The 17,841-nt window shown below is 68.9% G+C and carries 15 protein-coding genes; 7 read left to right on the top strand and 8 right to left on the bottom strand.

The features are described 5' to 3' along the window. Nucleotides 1-25 precede the first annotated feature (25 nt). Nucleotides 26-1,483 (top strand): MFS transporter, encoded by a 1,458-nt coding sequence (locus D9V41_RS11375; RefSeq protein ID WP_121794694.1) that lies wholly within the window; start codon nt 26-28, stop codon nt 1,481-1,483. A 33-nt stretch (nt 1,484-1,516) separates the two neighbouring features. Here the strand turns inward: D9V41_RS11375 and D9V41_RS11370 are convergent, their stop codons facing one another. From D9V41_RS11370 to D9V41_RS11350, 5 genes are all read right to left on the bottom strand, one after another. Continuing rightward, on the bottom strand, nt 1,517-2,194 hold the full coding sequence (locus D9V41_RS11370) for a TetR/AcrR family transcriptional regulator (protein WP_121794693.1): 678 nt from the start codon (nt 2,192-2,194) through the stop codon (nt 1,517-1,519). A 35-nt stretch (nt 2,195-2,229) separates the two neighbouring features. Next, nucleotides 2,230-2,706 (bottom strand): MaoC family dehydratase, encoded by a 477-nt coding sequence (locus D9V41_RS11365; protein WP_121794692.1) that lies wholly within the window; start codon nt 2,704-2,706, stop codon nt 2,230-2,232. A gap of 53 nt (nt 2,707-2,759) precedes the next feature. Further along, nucleotides 2,760-3,527 carry a crotonase/enoyl-CoA hydratase family protein gene (locus tag D9V41_RS11360; protein ID WP_121794691.1) on the bottom strand — a complete coding sequence of 256 codons (768 nt, stop codon included), beginning with the start codon at nt 3,525-3,527 and terminating at the stop codon, nt 2,760-2,762. A 79-nt stretch (nt 3,528-3,606) separates the two neighbouring features. Then, nucleotides 3,607-4,842, bottom strand: coding sequence for an acyl-CoA dehydrogenase family protein (locus tag D9V41_RS11355; RefSeq protein WP_121794690.1), 1,236 nt, complete (start codon nt 4,840-4,842; stop codon nt 3,607-3,609). A gap of 210 nt (nt 4,843-5,052) precedes the next feature. Next, nucleotides 5,053-5,601, bottom strand: coding sequence for an NUDIX hydrolase (locus tag D9V41_RS11350; RefSeq protein WP_121794689.1), 549 nt, complete (start codon nt 5,599-5,601; stop codon nt 5,053-5,055). 220 nt (nt 5,602-5,821) lie between these two features. Here D9V41_RS11350 and D9V41_RS11345 point away from each other — a divergent pair, with 220 nt between their 5' ends. Next, the gene (locus D9V41_RS11345) at nt 5,822-9,001 is read left to right on the top strand and encodes a carboxyl transferase domain-containing protein (protein ID WP_121794688.1); all 3,180 of its coding nucleotides are present in this window, start codon (nt 5,822-5,824) and stop codon (nt 8,999-9,001) included. Between the two features lie 39 nt (nt 9,002-9,040). Here the strand turns inward: D9V41_RS11345 and D9V41_RS11340 are convergent, their stop codons facing one another. Genes D9V41_RS11340 through D9V41_RS11330 form a run of 3 tightly spaced genes read right to left on the bottom strand, consistent with a single transcriptional unit; the run spans nt 9,041 to nt 11,097 of the window. Then, on the bottom strand, nt 9,041-9,406 hold the full coding sequence (locus D9V41_RS11340; RefSeq protein WP_121794687.1) for a DUF1330 domain-containing protein: 366 nt from the start codon (nt 9,404-9,406) through the stop codon (nt 9,041-9,043). 53 nt (nt 9,407-9,459) lie between these two features. After that, complete coding sequence (locus D9V41_RS11335) at nt 9,460-10,260, bottom strand: enoyl-CoA hydratase/isomerase family protein (RefSeq protein ID WP_121794686.1); 801 nt, start codon at nt 10,258-10,260, stop codon at nt 9,460-9,462. Between the two features lie 27 nt (nt 10,261-10,287). Further along, the gene (locus tag D9V41_RS11330) at nt 10,288-11,097 is read right to left on the bottom strand and encodes an enoyl-CoA hydratase-related protein (RefSeq protein WP_166376012.1); all 810 of its coding nucleotides are present in this window, start codon (nt 11,095-11,097) and stop codon (nt 10,288-10,290) included. A 196-nt stretch (nt 11,098-11,293) separates the two neighbouring features. Here D9V41_RS11330 and D9V41_RS11325 point away from each other — a divergent pair, with 196 nt between their 5' ends. The 5 genes from D9V41_RS11325 to D9V41_RS11305 are packed head-to-tail and all read left to right on the top strand — an operon-like array spanning nt 11,294 to nt 17,814. Then, nucleotides 11,294-12,400: an acyl-CoA dehydrogenase family protein gene (locus D9V41_RS11325; RefSeq protein WP_121794684.1), complete on the top strand. Its 1,107-nt coding sequence runs from the start codon at nt 11,294-11,296 to the stop codon at nt 12,398-12,400. Nucleotides 12,401-12,441: 41 nt separating this feature from the next. Then, entirely contained in the window at nt 12,442-13,677 is a 1,236-nt protein-coding gene (locus D9V41_RS11320; RefSeq protein ID WP_121794683.1) for an acyl-CoA dehydrogenase family protein, read from the top strand. Nucleotides 13,678-13,733: 56 nt separating this feature from the next. Continuing rightward, complete coding sequence (locus tag D9V41_RS11315; RefSeq protein WP_121794682.1) at nt 13,734-15,272, top strand: class I adenylate-forming enzyme family protein; 1,539 nt, start codon at nt 13,734-13,736, stop codon at nt 15,270-15,272. A gap of 17 nt (nt 15,273-15,289) precedes the next feature. Beyond that, complete coding sequence (locus tag D9V41_RS11310; protein WP_121794681.1) at nt 15,290-16,951, top strand: class I adenylate-forming enzyme family protein; 1,662 nt, start codon at nt 15,290-15,292, stop codon at nt 16,949-16,951. A gap of 44 nt (nt 16,952-16,995) precedes the next feature. Then, nucleotides 16,996-17,814: an enoyl-CoA hydratase-related protein gene (locus D9V41_RS11305; RefSeq protein ID WP_121794680.1), complete on the top strand. Its 819-nt coding sequence runs from the start codon at nt 16,996-16,998 to the stop codon at nt 17,812-17,814. The last annotated feature ends 27 nt before the right edge of the window (nt 17,815-17,841 follow it).

The following is a 17,841-nucleotide window of genomic DNA, read 5'->3' as shown; positions in this document are numbered from 1 at the left end:
CTCAGCTCGAGAACAGGAACGCCCCATGACCCAGTCCCGCCGCGCCGCTGCGCCGGCATGGCGCCGTGGTCCTGCGCTGGTCCTCACCCTCGCACTGCTGTCGATGCTGACCGCGCTGCTGCAGACCATCGTGGTGCCGGTCCTGGGCACGATCAGTCGCGACCTGGAGGTCTCCACCGCCGCCGTGGGCTGGGTGGTGACGACGAACCTCCTGGCCGCGGCAGTGCTGACTCCCCTGCTCAGCCGGACCGGCGATCTGCATGGACGGCGGCGCGTACTGCTGTGGATCGTGTTCGCCGTGACGGTCGGCTCCCTCGTCGCCGCCGCGACGTCGTCCTTCACCGCGTTGCTGCTGGCGCGCGTCGCGCAGGGCGCGTCGTTCTGCCTGTTCCCCCTCTCCATCGGAATCCTGCGCGAGCACCTCTCACCGCAGCGGCTCCCCCTCGCGATGTCGCTGCTCACCGGCATGATCAGCGCCGGAGCGGGCGCGGGGCTCGTACTCACCGGCCTGCTCACCCACGGCGACCGTGACTACCGGGGCGTCTTCTGGTTCACCGCAGCCATGACGATCGTGCTGCTCGCCGTCGCCTGGGTCGTCGTCCCCTCCGACCGGGTCGCGACCGCCGGGCGCGTCGACTGGCTGGGCGGGATCGCCCTGAGCGTCACCCTCGTCTTGCTCCTGCTGACGCTCACTCAGGGGAACACGTGGGGCTGGGTGAGCCTGCCGACGATCGCCTGCGCGATCGGAACAGTGGTGGGCGCCATCCTGTGGCGCCGCACCCAGCACCGCACGGCGGACCCGATCGTGCCGATCTGGATGCTGCGTGACCGCACGCTCGGGTCGGCGAACCTCGTCGGCTTCTTCATCGGCTTCGGGATGTTCCTGGTGTTCCTCGCGCTCACCGCGCTGGTGCAGGTGCCCCGCGAGTCCGGACACGGCTTCTCAGCGACGGTCTTGCAGACCAGCCTCGTCTATCTGCTTCCCGCCGCCCTCATCGGCATCATCGCCGCCCCGCTCGGCGGGTGGTGTGTGGGACGGTTCGGGGGTCGCACGACCTTGCTCATCGGGTCGACGGTGGGAGCTCTCGGCTACCTTCAACTGGCCTTCCTCCACTCCGCACCGTGGCAGGTCGTGATGGGTGGCGTCGTGACGAATGCCGCTTTCAGCGTCGGATTCGCCGCAGTGCCCGCCGTGATCGTCTCCGTGGTCCAGCCTCAGGAGACCGCGATCGCCAATGCCGTGACATCCCTGTGCCGTTCGGTGGGCAGCGCTCTTGGCAGCGCGCTGGTCGTGGCGCTGATCGCGGGCACCGTGATGTCGAACGGGCACCCCGCGGAGTCGGCGTTCGTCGTCGCGTTCCTGATCGGCGCGGCCTCGATGGCCGTCAGCTTCGTCGTCACTCTCGTGGGCATTCGAAGCCGCGGTGACCAACCGACGGACGAGCACAGCGACGCAGCCGAGGAACCTCGCGCCTGCCGATGAGACGTCGCCCCGAGCTCACCGTCGTGCCGGTGGTTACGTCGCGTCGTCGGTGCTGATGAGCAACGAGTTCGCCCACAGCTGCGTCAAGGTCTCGACGAGTTCCTCGAAGTCCCACTCCTCGCCGATGATGAAGGCGGCGTACGCCGCGCGGCCGACCATGCCCGACAGCGCCGAAGCCGCTCGATAGGGGTCGACCTTCGCCTTGGCGACGCCGCGTTCCTGCAGGTCCTGGATACTGCGTGCGTTGCGCTGCGCGAAGGCCTCGCCGCGGCGGCGCCGCAGCTGGGCGAACTCCTCGTCGATACTCGAAACCTGCAGCAACAAGCGCATGAAGGCGGCGTTCCTGCGGTAGGACTCCAGGTACGCCCGATTGGCCGCGCGGATCAACTCGACGGGGTCGTCCCCGGCCGTGAGCGCACGCACGTGCGGATGGAGCATCTCCTCTTCGACGCTGGCGAGCACCGCGGCGAAGATCTCCTCTTTGCTGTCGAAGTACGTGTAGAACGACCCCGCGGAGATGCCCGCCTCGTTCGTGATGTCGATCAGCCGGGCATCGAGAAAACCGTCGCGCTCGAACACCGTGCGGGCCGCATCGACGAGCTTGGCCCGCGTCCGAATCCCGCGCGGCGTCGTGGGCAGCTCGCGGGGCGCCGACGGGGACACCACCGGCGTGCGGCGGTGACGTGACGTGGGTTTCTCGGCACGGGTCATGGGACCAGGGTAAACGTCCGTGACATCGGGTTCGGCTACTCTCCCTCGACGACACGCGCGAGCGACTCGGCGACCGCGACCGGCTTGTCGGCGCCCTCACGCTCGAAGGTCTGGAGCGTGCGGATCTGCGCGCCTCCCGCGACCTGCTCGACCGACGTGATGGTCAGCGTCATCCGCACGCGTGAGCCCGTCGGCAGCGGCGCGGGGAACCGCACCTTGTCGTAGCCGTAGTTGAGGCTGTGCGCGAACGCTTCGAACGACAGCAACGAGTACGAGAACGCCGGGCCCAGCGACAAGCTGTACAGACCGTGCGCGATCGTCGTGCCCAAGGGGCTCGATGCCGCACGCTCGGGGTCCACGTGGATCCACTGGTGGTCGCCGGTGGTGTCCGCGAACGCGTTGATGCGCTCCTGGGTGACGTCGTGCCAGGCGGTCGGGCCGATGTCCTGACCGACGAGCGCCTCCAGATCGGCGAGGCTGCGCGGCATGACGGGCAGTTGGCTGGTGTCCATGACGATGTCCTTCGATCGAGGGATGGAAGAGGGGCGGGTGTCGGTCGGGGGCGTCAGCGGCCTTGCCAGACCGGTGCGCGCCGTTCGGCGAATGCGGTCGCGCCCTCACGGGCGTCCTCGGAGTTCATGATGCGGCGGGCGACCTCCTGCTGGCGATCCCAGCCGTCGGCGAGCCCCCAGTCCGCCGCGTTGGCCATCACGTGCTTGGATCCCTCGAGCCCGAGCGGCGCGTTGCCCACGATCGCCGACGCGAGCGCCAGGGCTTCGTCGAGCGCCTGTCCGGGCCCGCACAGTCGGTTGAGCAAGCCGACCTGGTACAGCCGCTCGGCCGGCACGGGGTCGCCGGTGAGCGCAAGCTCCATCGCCACGTGGTACGGAATACGCTGCGCCAGCCGGAGCAGCCCGCCGCCGGCGGCGATGAGCGAACGCTTCACCTCGGGGAGCCCCAGCTTGGCATCGCGCGCCGCGACGATGAGGTCGCACGCAAGGGCCATCTCGAGCCCGCCGGCGACGGCGAAACCCTCCACCGCCGCGATGAGCGGTTTGCGGGGCGGCTTGCTCGCGAACCCGCCGAAGCCGCGATCCTCGAACTCGGGGAAGTCGCCCTCGAGGAAACCCTTGAGGTCCATGCCGGCGCTGAACCCGCGCCCCTCCCCGTAGAGGATCGCGAGGCGCAGCGTCGGATCGGTGTCCAGCTCGTCGAGGACGGCGGCCATCTCCCGCGCGACCTGACCGTTGACGGCGTTGCGAGCCTCGGGGCGATCGAGCTTGATCAGGAGGATCCGCTCATCGTCGGCTCTCTCGGCGACGACCACTGACATGACACACCTGCTTCGGTTCGTGGGGAATCGGACGGTGGAGGTGGGCCGGCGCGGCATCGCGCCGGCCCGGTCCTCGGGCCTAGTTCCGGGCGGCGATCTCGGCTTCCATCCGCAGCATCTCCATCCGGGCGATCGTGCGCTTGTGCACCTCGTCGGGACCGTCGGCGATCCGCAGCGTGCGCTGGTGGGCGTAGAAGCTGGCCAGCGGGAAGTCGTCGGTGACACCGCCGCCGCCGTGCACCTGGATGGCCCGATCGATGATCTTGAGCGCCATGTTCGGCGCGGCGACCTTGATGGCGGCGATCTCGGTGCGCGCCTTCTGATTGCCGACCGTGTCCATCAGCCATGCTGCTTTGAAGACCAGGAGCCGGTTCATCTCGATCTCGATACGCGCCTCGGCGATCCAGTCCTGAACGTTGGAGCGCATGACGACGGGCTGGCCGAACGTCGTACGGGTCTGCGCGCGCTCGATCATGAGGTCCAGTGCCCGCTCCGCCATACCGATCGAACGCATGCAGTGATGGATGCGGCCGGGTCCGAGACGAGCCTGACTGATCATGAACCCGTCGCCTTCGCCCGCGAGCAGGGCGGTCTTCGGGACCCGCACGTTCTCGAACAGGATCTCGGCGTGGCCTTCGCGATCCAGGTAGCCGAAGACCGGCAGGCCACGCACGACGGTGACCCCGGGGGTGTTGATCGGCACCACCATCATCGACTGCTGACGGTGCGTGGCCGCCTCGAAGTTCGTCTTGCCCATGACGATGAGCACCTTGCAGTTGGCGTGCAGCGCGTTCGAGGCGAACCACTTGCGGCCGTTGAGGACGTACTCGTCGCCGTCGGCTTCCATGCTGAGCTGGACGTTCGTGGCGTCCGAGCTGGCGACGGCGGGCTCTGTCATGCAGAACGCGGAGGCCATCTCGCCGGCCAGCAGCGGCTTGAGGTACTTCTCCTTGTGCTCGTCCGTTCCGAAGAGCTCGAGCACCTCCATGTTGCCCGTATCGGGAGCGTTGCAGTTGATCGCCTCGGGTGCGAGATACGGGCTGCGACCGGTGATCTCAGCCAGCGGCGCGTAGTCGAGGTTGCTCAGGCCCGGCGAGCCCCATTCCTCGTTCTTGTGCGGGTGGAAGAGGTTCCACAAACCGCGCTTCTTGGCTTCGGCCTTCAGCTCCTCCAGCACCGCCGGATGGTGATTCGGGTTCCCCGAGGCGGCCATCTGCTCGGCGTAGACCGACTCCGCGGGGTACACCTCCTCGTCCATGAAGGACAAGAGGCGCTCGCGATACTCCTTCGCGGTGTCGGACAGTTCGAAGTCCATCTTCTGCTCCTAGCTGAGGCGATGCGGGACGGCAGGCGAGCTGCGTCCGTTGAGGTTTCACGGTCGGGAACGGTCACGACGACAGCTCGCCAGCGACGGGGCGTTACCCACCGCCGACGGCCGGTTCTGCGCCCGAGGAGCGGAGAGGTGTCGCACGCGCACACCGTAACTTGAAATCGGTCTCAGATTCAAGCCCGGGGCGGGCGCGGTTCAGCGGTGGGTGAAGAGCGGCTGACGCAGCTCGGCGATCGACACCTCGTCCCCGTGGAGGGCGGTCTGCCGAAATTGCCACAGCACGGCGCCCGTGGGGGCGTGGATGCGGACGCCCGCGGCGACGTGCATCTGCAGCAACGCCGGACCGTCGTCCACCCGAGCCCATCGCACGACATCGGGGCGGAGCAGGTCCGCGATGGCGAACTCGAATGCGCCTTGGACCTCCTCGTCGGCCGCGATGGGCCGCCAGCCGCGAGGCGCTGCCACGACGTACGGCGAGATCACGAAGCCCGAAGAGGTGACGAAGTCGTCCAGCCGACCGAGGACCGTGCTCCGCGACGTGTCGAGTGCGACCTCCTCGTGTGCCTCGCGCAGCGCGGCGTCGAGCGACGACTCGCCCGGTTCGACCTTGCCGCCCGGCAGCGCCCACTGCCCGGCGTTGCGCCCCCGCTTCGCCCGTTTGATGAGGCAATAGCGTGCCGTGTCGCCCGCGTCGAACAGCACGATGGCGACCGCCGCAGCCCGACTCCCTGGTGCGAGACCCACACCCGTTCGGCGAGGTGGTGACTCACCGTCGCGATGACACCATCCAGGCCGACGTTCTCCCGGCGTTCACTCGATTCGCACGTCATACGGAATCCTTGGTCGTGACCGCTGGTCCATCGGACCATGGTCTGCGGGCGTCTCACTGACGATGGCAGGTTTTTGACACCGACGTCAACGTTCCTGATATCGTATTGACGCCGATGTCAACGAAGGTGGTCCCATGAAGGTACTCATCGCGAACCGAGGCGAGATCGCCGACCGCATCCAGCGCGCGGCGCTGGCGCTCGGGGCTCACGTGCAGCGCGTCCACGCCGCGAACGAAGCGCCTCCAGACGTCAGCTCCCGCGAACTCGCGACCGCCGGTGCGGGAGCCTACCTCGACATCGCCGCGCTGATCACCGTCGCGCTCGACACCGGGTGCACGCACGTCCACCCCGGCTACGGCTTCCTGAGTGAGAACGCGGACTTGGCGCGGGCCTGCGCCGACGCCGGCCTCGTCTTCGTGGGCCCGTCCCCCGAGATTCTCGAGCTGTTCGGCGACAAGGGAACGGCACGCGATCATGCGGACAAGGTCGGGGTCCCGGTCATGCCGGCCACCGGCCCCGACGCGTCCCTCGACGAGGTGCGCGCCCTGTTCGATGCCCACCCCGAGGGGATCATGATCAAGGCCACCGCCGGGGGCGGCGGCCGGGGCATGCGGCAGGTGTACCGCCGCGACGACCTCGACCCTGCGTACGCGTCCTGCCGCAGCGAGGCGCGACGCGCCTTCGGCACCGACACCGTGTACGCCGAGCGCCTGATGCCCGACGCCAAGCACATCGAACTGCAAGTGCTCGGGGACGGCTGCGGAGCTCTCACGACCTTCGCCGAACGCGAGTGCAGCGTTCAGCGACGACACCAGAAGATCCTGGAGTTCGCCCCCAGCCCCAGTCTCAACGACGCCGAGCGCGACCTCCTGCTCGACCTCGCCCGGCGCCTGATCGAGCCCCTCGACTACCGGGGATTGGCCACCGTCGAGTTCCTCGTGTCGGCCGCGAGCTTGGGCTCGCCGGACGGTAGCGAGCTCGACGCGGCCTTCATCGAGGTCAACCCCCGCGTCCAGGTGGAGCACACCGTCACCGAGGAGATCCTCGGCGTCGACCTCGTCCAAGCTCAACTGCAGGTCGCGCGCGGCCTGTCCCTCGCCGAGCTGGGGCTGTCCGATCCCCGGACCCCGCCGCCCGGCGTCTTCGCGATCCAGTCCCGCGTCAACGCCGAGCGTGTCGACGGCGGCGTGGCGGTGGCCGCGACCGGCACGGTGACGGCGTTCGAGCCTCCGGCAGGTGTCCGGGTGGACAGCCACGCCCGGGTCGGCCTGCACATCGACGGTGCTTTCGACTCGCTGCTGGCCAAGGTCATCACGCGGACCGAAGGCTCCTGGCGCGAGGCGTGCGACGCGGCGGCTCAGGCGCTGGCGGCACTGCGGATCGAGGGGGTGGAGACCAACGTCGACCTCCTGAGCCGGCTCCTGCGCGATCCGCAGGTGACGACGGGCAGCGTGACCACGGACCATCTCGACGCGCTGCTCGCCGAGGAGCGCTCCGGCGACGTCGCGACCGACGACGAGCACCTCGTGGCGTCCTTCGCCGGCACCGTCGTGGCGGTGCACGCCGCCGCTGGTGAAACCATCGGGAGCCGCGCCCCGGTGCTCACCCTCGAAGCGATGAAGATGGAGCACCCGGTGGCGGTCGCGGTCCCTTCGCGCGTCGTCGCGCTCCACGTGGCAGTCGGCGACCAGGTGGTGCCCGGCGACGTGCTCGCGACGCTCGAGCCTGACCACGCCCATGTCGAGGACGACGCTGCCGGCGACGACATCGACCTCGACCACATCCGTCCCGACCTCGCCGAACTTCACGCGCGCCGGGAGCTGACCCGCGACGCGGCCCGACCGGCGGCGGTCGCCAAACGGCACGCCCGCGGTCACCTCATGGCGCGCGAGTGGATCGACGTCCTGGTCGACGAGCACTCCTTCCTCGAGTACGGCTCCCTGCCCGTCGCGGCGCAGCGATCGCGCCGCTCACTCGACGACCTCATCGCCAACACCCCGGCCGACGGCATCATCACCGGGACCGGGCGCGTCGACGACCACGATGTCGCGGTGCTCGCCTACGACTACACCGTGCTGGCCGGGACCCAGGGCTACTTCAATCACCGCAAAACCGACCGGCTGCTCGCGGTCGCGAAGCAACGACGGCTCCCGGTGGTGCTCTTCGCCGAGGGCGGGGGCGGACGCCCGGGAGACACCGACACCCACGACCTGATCGCGGCGGGTCTCAACGTCTCCACCTTCGCGATGCTCGGCTCGTTGAGCGGAGTGGTCCCGACGGTCGGCATCGTGACCGGGCGCTGCTTCGCCGGGAACGCGGCGCTGCTCGGCAGTTGCGACGTCATCATCGCCACCGCGGACTCCAACGTCGGCATGGCCGGACCGGCGATGATCGAGGGCGGCGGCCTCGGGAGCTTCCGCCCCGAGGACATCGGCCCCATGGACGTCCAGTCCCCCAACGGCGTGGTGGACATCCTGGTCGACAGCGACGGCGACGCCATCGAGGCCGCACAGCGCTACCTCTCCTACTTCACGACGCCGCACACCTCCTGGACGGCTGCCGACCAGCGACGCCTGCGCCACGTCATCGGCGAGAACCGCAAGCAGGTCTACGACATCCGCGAACTCGTCTCCATCATCGCGGACGAGGGCTCCGTGCTGGAGCTGCGCCGCGACTTCGGGACCGGCGCCATCACGGCGCTGATCCGCGTCGAGGGCCAGGCGATGGGACTCGTGGCGAACAACCCGGCGCACCTCGGCGGCGCGATCGATGCCGATGCTGCCGACAAGATGGCGCGCTTCCTGCAGCTGTGCGACGCCCACGGCCTCCCGGTCGTCTCGCTGTGCGACACCCCGGGCTTCATGGTGGGGCCCGAGTCGGAGAAGGCGGCGACGGTGCGTCATTTCGGCCGGCTGTTCGTCATCGGCGCACACCTGCGCATTCCGATGATCACCATCATCGTCCGCAAGGGGTACGGACTCGGCGCGCAGGCCATGGCCGCCGGCGGCTTCAGTCGCCCGACCGCCACCGTGTCCTGGCCGACCGGCGAAATCGGCGGCATGGGCCTCGAGGGCGCGGTGCGCCTCGGCTACTCCAAGGAGCTGGAGGCGATCGACGATCCGAAGGCCCGCGAGGCGCGGTACCGCGAGCTGCTGGACGCCCACTACGAGACCGGCAAGGCGATCAACGGCGCCATGAAGCACGAGTTCGACGAGGTCATCGACCCCGTCGACACGCGACGCTGGATCGTCGCGTCGTTCGGCGGCTGGACGCCCGGACCGGTCGAGGGCGGCCGCTACATCGACACCTGGTGAGTCACCGAGGAGCCGAGCGCAACTGCGGCAGGGGCAAGGTCAGCTGCCCCACGGGGCGCTGGCTTGCAGGACGGCCTCGTCGAGTGCGGCCGTGCGCAGGCCGGTGATCTGCTGGTAGTCGGGATCCGCGACCATCTGGCTGAACGCCTGACGGGACGGATAGCGAACCAGCAGCACGGCATCCCACGTCCAGCCGTCCGGTGCGACGAGGGGCGTCGCGAGATCGCCCGCGTAGACGACCTCGCCACCCACCTTCTGCAGGAACGGACCGATGCGGTCGGTGTACTGGCGATACGACGAGGCCCCGTCCTGGCGGTACTGCAGCAGGTTGAGCATCACGACGGGACCACCGGGGTCCTCGGACAGGAAGCGCTTGAGATCAGCGCCGGTGGGATCGACAGGCATAGGCCGACCATACGACGTGTCGGCCCGACTCGTGGGGACCTTCGCGCTCGTCGTCATCGGCCGACGAACTCCGGCGGGCGCTTGTCGAGGAACGCCTTGACGCCCTCGGCGACGTCCTGACTGTCGTTCACGATCATGACGGCCATCTGCGCATCGCCCAGCGACTCGGGGAACGAGTTCGTCAGGCCGCGGATCATCATCTTCTTCGCCATGCGGATCGCCAGCGGCGCGCGGCGCGCGAGCGCCTGCGCGCGTTGCAGCGTCTCCTGCTCGAGCCGGTCGTGAGGCACGACTTCACCGACCAAGCCGAGCCGGAGGGCTTCCTGAGCCGAATAGACCTCGCCGAAGTACGTCATCCGCAGCGCCTGCTCGAGACCGAGGAAGCGCGGGAACAGCCATGCACCTCCCTCGTCGGGAAGCAGACCCGCCGTCCCGGAGGTGTCACCGAGGCGAGCACGGTCGCTAGCGATACGCAGGTCGCACAGCAGGGCCAAGGTGAGGCCGCCGGCGACCGCGGGTCCGTTGACCATCGCGATCGTGGGCTTTTCGAGCGCGTGGAGCGCTGTGGCCAGGGCGTGGAATCCCTCGCGCATGACCGTGGCGTGGCTCAGCGTGCGGGTGGCAGCGATGTGCTCGTCCGCATCGCTGCGGATGTCGCCGCCGGAGCAGAAGGCGTCCTCCGCGCCGGTGACGATGAGGACCCGCAGGTCGTCGTCGGCAGCGTACCGGCCGATGGCGTCGACACACTCCTGGGCGAGCCTGACGTCATAGGCGTTCTTGCGGTGCGGCCGGTCGAGGGTCAGCTTCGCGACGTGGTCGGCGACGACCTCGTAGCGGATGGACTCGTACGTCATGGTTCTCCTAGCCGTGGCGGTCGGTGGTCAGGTCCCGGTGAATCGGGGCGCGCGCCGCTCGAGGAACGCGTTCGCCGCCTCCACGAGGTCGTTCGTGCGCGAGCAGTCGACGTGGCGCCGCGCCTCGATGGCACTCGCCTCGGCGAACGTCAGGTTCGCCGCGTCCGAGAAGTTGTGCTTGAGCCCGGCGAGCGCGCGCGGCGCCTTCCGCGCGAGCGCCGAAGCCACCGCGTCGACCCCGCGCTCGAAGTCCTCGGGAGCATGCACTGCGCTGACGAGGCCCCACTCGAGGGCGGTGGCGGGATCGATCTTCTGGTTGAGGAACGCCAACTGCTTGGCGCGCGACTCACCGATCAACCGGGTCAGCAGCCAGGTACCGCCGAAATCACCCGACAGGGCCGCATCGACGAACGCCGAGCGGAACACGGCCGCGCTGGACGAGATCCGCAGGTCGCACGCGGCCGCGAGCGACAGACCCGCCCCCGCGCACGCGCCGTTGACCGCGGCGATGGACACCGCGTGGGACGCCCGGAGCAGCTCGCTGACCCGCATGTGACGGTGAAGCTTCTCGATGGCGGCGCCACGCGACACCGGCTCGTCGTCCGCTGCTGCGCTGAACGCGTCGAGGTCTCCCCCGACGCAGAAACCGCGGCCGGCGCCGGTCAGGACGATCACCCGAATGTCGGGATCGGCCGCCACGTCGGCGACGAGGTCGACCAGCAGGTCGAGCATCGGGTCGCTCATCGCGTTGAGTCGGTCCGCGCGATTCAACGTCAGCCGGGCGACGCCGTCGGCCCGTGCGAGAAGCACAGGGCGGTCGGACTGATGGTCTCTCACCGTCACTACTCCTCAGCCTCGACAACACCGCGGTATCGGTCACAGCCAAGCGAGACCTGAAGCAGAAGTCAAGTTCAAAATTAAAGTTGACGTCAATCTCAGTTCGGGGTTAGCGTGATCTCGATCACGGCGCGTGTCGCCATGCACGGCGCCACCCCCGGAGCAACCGACGACATCGGAACCGAAAGGCGGCACCATGCAGTTCTCCTTCAGCAGGGAGCAAGAGGACCTTCGCAGCTCGTTGAGGGATTTCCTGAGCCGCCGCTCGGGCAGCGAGGCCCGCAACCGTGTGCTGAAGTCCGGGTACGCCCTCGACCGCGGGTTGTGGGACAGCATGGCTCAGCAACTCGGCCTCCTCGGTCTCGCCCTCCCCGAGAGCGTCGGCGGAAGCGAGGCCGGCTTCCTCGAGACCTCGATCGTCCTCGAGGAGCTCGGCCGGGACGCCTACGCCGGCCCCTATTTCTCCACCGTCGCGGCGAGCTGGGTGCTCCAGCACGCCGGCGAGGACGGCGCGACCACCCTGGAGCAACTCGCCAGCGGGTCCCGCATCTTCACGCTCGCCATCGCCGACGAAGGCGGCACCTGGGCCCGCCCCGGGCACCGCACCACCGCGTTCGAGGTGGCCGACGGTCATCGACTGGCCGGCCTCAAGGTCAACGTGACGGACGCGGACACGGCCGACGAGTTCGTCGTCGTCGCCGATCTGCCCGACGGCCCGGCGTGGTTCCGGGTCGCGGCCGATGCGCCGGGCGTGAGCGTCGTGATGGGCGAGAGCCTGGATCTGACGCGACCGATCGGGCAGCTCGTACTGCAGGACGCCCCCGCGATACTCGTCGTGGGGCCCGCCGCGGCGGGCGAGATCCTCGCCGACGTGAACGACAAGGCAGCCGTGGCGCTCTCGGCAGAGATGGTCGGCGGCGCCGACGCCGCGCTGCGCCAGGCCGTCGCGTGGAGCCTGGAGCGGACGCAGTTCGGCCGTCCGATCGGGTCGTTCCAAGCGATCAAGCACATGAGCGCGGACGCGCTGGTCGAGGTGGAGACCGCCCGAGTCCTCACCCAGTACGCGGCCTGGGCGATCGACGAACGCACCCCGGACCGCAGCGTCGTCGCGTCGATGGCCAAACAGGCCGCCTCCGACGCGTTCAGTCTCGCGGCCGGCAACAACATCCAGATCCACGGCGGTATCGGGTTCACGTGGGAGCACTCGGCCCACTTGTACTTCCGCAAGGCCAAGGCGACGTCCGCGCTGTTCGGCACCGCACCGCAGCATCGCGACCGTATCGCCGATCTCCTCGCGGTCTGACCCGTTCGACGTCCCTCACACAGATAGGACCGACCCTCAGCATGAATCCGACGTTCTCAGCCGACGTGCAGGCCTTTCAAAAGGAGTTCGCGACGTTTCTCCGCGAGTTGGTTCCCGCCGACTGGGCCGGTGCGGGCACGCTGCCCCGCGAGGAGTACGACGCCTTCGCCGAGAAGATCCGCGGCCAGCTCTACGAGCGCGGCTACATCGGCGTCTCCTGGCCGCAGGAGTACGGCGGCCGCGGGCTGAGCGCCGAGTACCAGGTGGCGATCGCCGAAGAGCTGACCCGCCAGGGCTTGCCCCAGGGCATCGCCAGCGATGTGTTCGGTATCCAGATGTTCGGCAGCACCTTGCTGGCCTTCGGCACCGAGGAGCAGAAGCAGCGCTTCCTCCCCCGCATCCTCAGCGGCGAGGACAAATGGTGCCAGGGGTACTCCGAGCCTCAGTCCGGCTCGGACCTGGCGAGCGCGTCGACGACGGCCGTCCTCGAGGACGGCATGTGGCGGATCAACGGTCAGAAGATCTGGACCTCGACAGCGCACCTCGCCGATTGGATCTTCGTCCTGGTCCGGACCGACCCCGATGCGGCCAAGCACCGCGGTCTGACGTTGCTTGCGTGCCCGATGGACCAACCCGGGATCGAGGTTCGTCAGATCCAGCAGATCTCCGGCGAGGCCGACTTCAATGAGGTCTTCTTCACCGACGCGATGACGCCGGAGGAGAACACCATCGGCAGCGTCAGTGACGGCTGGCGGGTCGCCACCGCACTCCTCGAACACGAGCGCGGCGGTGCCGCAGCGGTCCTGGCGATCCGGTTCGCCGAGGAACTGGACCGTCTCGAGGAACTGGCGCGTGAGCGCGGCCGCCACCACGAGCAGGACATCCGCCGCCGTATCGCATGGTGTCGCTCTCGCGTCTTCGCCATGCGCCTCATGGGCTACCGCGCACTGACCCGGACCCTGTCCGGCGAGGGCATCGGTCCCGAGGGCGCCATGAACAAACTCTTCTGGTCCGAGTACCACCGGGTGCTGACCGAACTGTCCATGGACATCCTCGGCGAGGACGTCTTGACCCTGCGAGGGCGGCGGCCGGCGATCCCGGACGGTCCGGACGCGCCCGGTGCGCCGACCGACAGCGCCGGCTGGATCACGACGTTCCTCAACGCTCGTTCGAGCACGATCTTCGCCGGGACGTCCCAGGTTCAGCGCAACCTGCTCGCCGAGAAGATCCTGGGCATGCCTCGCGAGCCGCGCGCGGAGTCCTCACGGGGCCGCTGATCGGCGTATCCCCCGACGCCCCCTCCCCTCATCCGACGTCGAAAGGCAGCCTCTGCATGGGCAACGCAGTTGAAGCGATCTGGACGCACGCCACGACCCGGCCGGAGGCGGTCGCCTTGCGCGTCGACGGCGACGAGTGGACCTTCGGGCAGTTGCGGAACGCCTCCCAGCAGTGGGCCGCGCGCCTGTTGGACGCGGGTGTCGCGCCCGGCGACCGCGTGCTGCTCGCCGGCGGGACCCAGGCCGACTGGGTCTTCGCCTACCACGGCGTGCTTGCCGTCGGCGCGATCGCCGTCACGGTCAACCCTCACTCGACCGAGGCCGAGTTGGGCTACTTCCTCCACGACTGCGGCGCCACCCTCGCGCTCGTCGCAGACGCCACGCACGACGCGGTGGCAGCCGCCGCAGCCGAACTCGACGTTCCGGCGTGGCGGTTGGGCGAAGGCGCGCGCGATCTCCCCGTGCCTGCCGATCTGCCCCGGACCGTCGCCCCGGATTCCGGCGCCGTGATCATGTACACCTCGGGCACCACGGGCAAGCCCAAGGGCGCGCAGTTGACGCACCACGGTATCCGCGGCAGCGCCCAGTCGGTGATCGAAGCCATCGAGGTCACCGACGACGACCACTTCGGGACGGCCCTTCCCCTGTTCCACGTGTTCGGTCAGGTCACCGTCATGAGGACTGCGTACGAAGCCGGCGTCCCCATCACCCTCATGTCCAAGTTCGACGCCCGCGCGCTGCTCGAGACGGCGGCACGTCACCGCGTCACGCTTCTCGCCGGCGTGCCGACGATGTGGACCGCTATGGCCAACGCCGCCCCGGACATCGACGACCTCGATTTCTCCTGCCTGCGTCTTGCCCTCTCCGGCGGCGCCGGGCTTCCGACCAAGGTCGCCGACCAGTTCGACGCCCGGTACGGCTGCGAGATCCTCGCCGGATACGGGCTCACCGAGACAGCCGGAGCCGGCGCGTGTCCGCGGGTCGGTGCACCGCGCAAACTCGGCAGTGCCGGCGTGGCATGGCCCGGCGTCGAGCTGGCGATCTTCGACACCGAGCGCAACCCGGTCCCCGTCGGCGGCACGGGTGAGATCGCCATCCGCTGCGAGATGAACCTCAAGGACTACTGGAATCGTCCGGACGCCACGGCCAGAGCGTGGCACGACGACTGGTTCCTCACCGGTGACCTCGGCCGGATGGACGAGGAGGGCTATCTGTGGGTCGTCGACCGGATCAAGGATCTGATCATCCGCGGCGGCTACAACGTGTATCCGAAGGAACTCGAGGACGTGCTGTACTCCCATCCGGACATCCTCGAGGCCGCGGTCGTCGGTGTTCCCGACGACCGCCTCGGCGAGGAGATCGCCGCCGTGATCGTGCTCCGCGACGGACGTGAGTTCGACGTGACCCGGATGCAGGAGTGGATGGCCGAGCGCGTCGCCGCATACAAGACCCCGCGGATCTATCACGTGGCCGCGGCGCTGCCGAAGGGGTCGACGGGCAAGATCCTCAAGCGCGAGATCAACCGGACCGACGTCAGCAGCCGCGGGCACCGGACCCGGAAGGCGACCGCCTCGGCGCCGATCCCGCTGGCCTGAGACCGAACGGAGTGACGATGATCCTGCACCACGCCGAGCTGATCGACGAGTTCACCGCCGCGGGCGTGTGGTCGCGCGAGCACACCCTGCTGGACGACATGGAACATGCTGCCCGGACAGTGCCCGATCGCGTGGCCTACAGTGATCCGCCCAACCGGCGCGAGCTGATCGGCTCCGATCCCACGTCGCTCACGTGGTCGACCTTGAGCGCAGCAGCCGACGGGCTGGCGACCGCGCTCATCGACCTCGGCCTGCAGCGCGACGACGTCGTCGTCGTGCAGTCCCCCAACGTGGTCGAACTGCCGCTGCTGTATCTGGCGGTCAGCCGCGCCGGGGGCGTCATCTCCCCCGTGCCGATGCAGTGGCGCTCGAAGGACATCAGCTACGTCGCCGACCTCACCGGTTCGCGTTTCCTCATCGCCCCGGAGACGTTCAAGACCCACCGCCCCCTCGACGACGCGCGCCGGTGGCAACAGGGCTCGAGCATCGAGCACCTCATCGATCTGGCCCGCGTCATGGCGCTCGCGGCGACCGCGCCCCGCTGCGACGTGCTCGATGAGCGACGGCCGGGACCGAACGACGTCTTCACCCTCTGCTGGACGTCGGGGACCGAGAGCCAGCCCAAGGGTTGTCCGCTGACCCACAACAACTGGAACTTCGGCGGGCAGGCGCTCGTCAAGAGCCTCAGCCTGCGCGCCGGCAGTCATCGCCAGGTCGCCGCCGCTCCGGTCACCAACATGCTCGGTGTCTGCTTGACGATCACGGTGAACCTCAAACTCGCCGGCTCCGTCGCGCTGCACCACCCGCTCGACGTCGACCTCCTCATCGCGCAGATCAACGAGCAGCGAACGCAGTTCCTGATCCTGCCGCCGGCGATCTTGCGGCAGTTGCTGAACACCCGCGGTGACAGCCTCGACCTGAGCTCGGTCGACTCGATCATGACCGGCGGGTCGCCACCGTCGGCTTCCCTCATCGCGGGGTACAAGGACCGCTGGGGCGTAGAGATCGTCAACGGCTGGGGGATGAACGAAGGGGCAGGACTGTGGGCCGGGCCCGCCGATGTCCCGGACGCGGCCCTGCGCTCGACGCACCTGCCGTGGTACGGGCTTCCGGGCTACGCATGGCCGTCGGGGATCACGGGGATGCACTACAAGGTGGTCGACGAGAACGGCCTCGAGACCACCCGTCCCGGTGACGTGGGTGAGTTGCGCGTCCGTGCGCCGCTCACCTTCCCGGGGTACTTCAACCGCCCCGACCTCACCCCCTTCGACGACGAGGGCTACCTGCGCACCGGGGACCTGTTCCTGATCAAGGACGACGGCTTCCTCTCCTACTACGACCGCAAGAAGGACATCATCATCCGCGGCGGTTTCAACGTCAGCGCGGCCGAGGTGGAGAACCTCGTGATCAGCGCGCCCGGAGTCCTGGACTGCGCCGCGGTCGGCGTGCCCGACGAAGAGCTCGGCGAACGGGTGTGCGTCGTCGTCGTGCCGCGCGATCAGGACGACCCGCCGGGCCTGACCGACATCGTGGCGCACCTGAAGCAGCTGGGCCTGGCCGTCTACAAGCTCCCCGAGATCATCGAGTACCGCAGCGAACTGCCGCGCAACCCGGTGGGCAAGCTGCTGAAGCGCGAGATCCGCGCCTCGGTCGGCGCTGCCGCGCGGACTCGACCCTGATGTCAGAAGCACCACCGCCGTCCCTGAGAAGAAGGTGACACCCCATGGCAACGCCCGAGAACGACGTCGTCCTCGTCGACGTGGAGAACGGCGTCGCGACGATCACCCTGAATCGTCCCGACGTCTACAACGCATGGAACAGCGAACTGCAGACCCGGCTGTTCGCGCAGTTCGACGAACTCGCCCACGACGACACCGTGCGCGCCGTCATCATCACCGGCGCGGGGAAGGCGTTCTCCTCCGGCGCGGACATGGAGGTGCTCTCCGAGGCCGACGGCGGGACTGCGGCGGGCAGCCGCCCGCTGCTGGCCCCGATGTGGTTCCCCAAACCGATCATCGCGGCGATCAACGGCGCCTGCGCCGGCATCGGTCTGCAGCTGGCGCTGATGTGCGACGTTCGCATCGCGGCGCAGGAGGCCAAGTTCACGACGGCCTTCGCCCGCCGCGGCCTCATCGCCGAGCACGGACTGAGCTGGCTCTTCGCGCGGCTGACCTCGCTCGCGGTCGCCTCCGAACTTCTCATCTCCGGCCGGGTCTTCACCGGGGACGAGGCGGGGCGCCTCGGAGTGGTGCATTTCGCGGTGCCACGTGACGACGTGCTGAGTACCGCCCGCGCGTACGCTCAGGACCTCGCGGACAACGTGTCGCCGACGGCCATGGCGGTGATCAAGTGGCAGATGTACAACCACTACGACCGTCCGCTGATCGAGTCGATCGACCACTCCGACGACCTCATGCGGCAGTCCGCCGCGCGACCGGATCTCGCCGAGGGCGTGGCCAGCTTCCTCGAGCGCCGCAAGCCCGATTTCGCGCCCCTCGATCACTCCGCCATCCCCTTGACGACGTTCACTGCCAAGGAGTGAGCGCCGCCTCGCCGCTCCTACCACTGC

The organism is Aeromicrobium phragmitis (assembly GCF_003674095.1).
Classification (GTDB): Bacteria; Actinomycetota; Actinomycetes; order Propionibacteriales; family Nocardioidaceae; genus Aeromicrobium; species Aeromicrobium phragmitis.
The sequence above is the reverse complement of the archived record's forward strand: the minus strand, read 5'-3'. Positions and strand labels throughout refer to the sequence as shown.

Bases quoted from the DNA above. Each gene is read 5' to 3' on its own strand.
- D9V41_RS11375 (WP_121794694.1), top strand. From the start codon at position 26: ATGACCCAGTCCCGCCGCGCCGCTGCGCCGGCATGGCGCCGTGGTCCT.
- D9V41_RS11370 (WP_121794693.1), bottom strand. From the start codon at position 2,194: ATGACCCGTGCCGAGAAACCCACGTCACGTCACCGCCGCACGCCGGTG.
- D9V41_RS11365 (WP_121794692.1), bottom strand. From the start codon at position 2,706: ATGGACACCAGCCAACTGCCCGTCATGCCGCGCAGCCTCGCCGATCTG.
- D9V41_RS11360 (WP_121794691.1), bottom strand. From the start codon at position 3,527: ATGTCAGTGGTCGTCGCCGAGAGAGCCGACGATGAGCGGATCCTCCTG.
- D9V41_RS11355 (WP_121794690.1), bottom strand. From the start codon at position 4,842: ATGGACTTCGAACTGTCCGACACCGCGAAGGAGTATCGCGAGCGCCTC.
- D9V41_RS11345 (WP_121794688.1), top strand. From the start codon at position 5,822: ATGAAGGTACTCATCGCGAACCGAGGCGAGATCGCCGACCGCATCCAG.
- D9V41_RS11340 (WP_121794687.1), bottom strand. From the start codon at position 9,406: ATGCCTGTCGATCCCACCGGCGCTGATCTCAAGCGCTTCCTGTCCGAG.
- D9V41_RS11335 (WP_121794686.1), bottom strand. From the start codon at position 10,260: ATGACGTACGAGTCCATCCGCTACGAGGTCGTCGCCGACCACGTCGCG.
- D9V41_RS11325 (WP_121794684.1), top strand. From the start codon at position 11,294: ATGCAGTTCTCCTTCAGCAGGGAGCAAGAGGACCTTCGCAGCTCGTTG.
- D9V41_RS11320 (WP_121794683.1), top strand. From the start codon at position 12,442: ATGAATCCGACGTTCTCAGCCGACGTGCAGGCCTTTCAAAAGGAGTTC.
- D9V41_RS11315 (WP_121794682.1), top strand. From the start codon at position 13,734: ATGGGCAACGCAGTTGAAGCGATCTGGACGCACGCCACGACCCGGCCG.
- D9V41_RS11310 (WP_121794681.1), top strand. From the start codon at position 15,290: ATGATCCTGCACCACGCCGAGCTGATCGACGAGTTCACCGCCGCGGGC.
- D9V41_RS11305 (WP_121794680.1), top strand. From the start codon at position 16,996: ATGGCAACGCCCGAGAACGACGTCGTCCTCGTCGACGTGGAGAACGGC.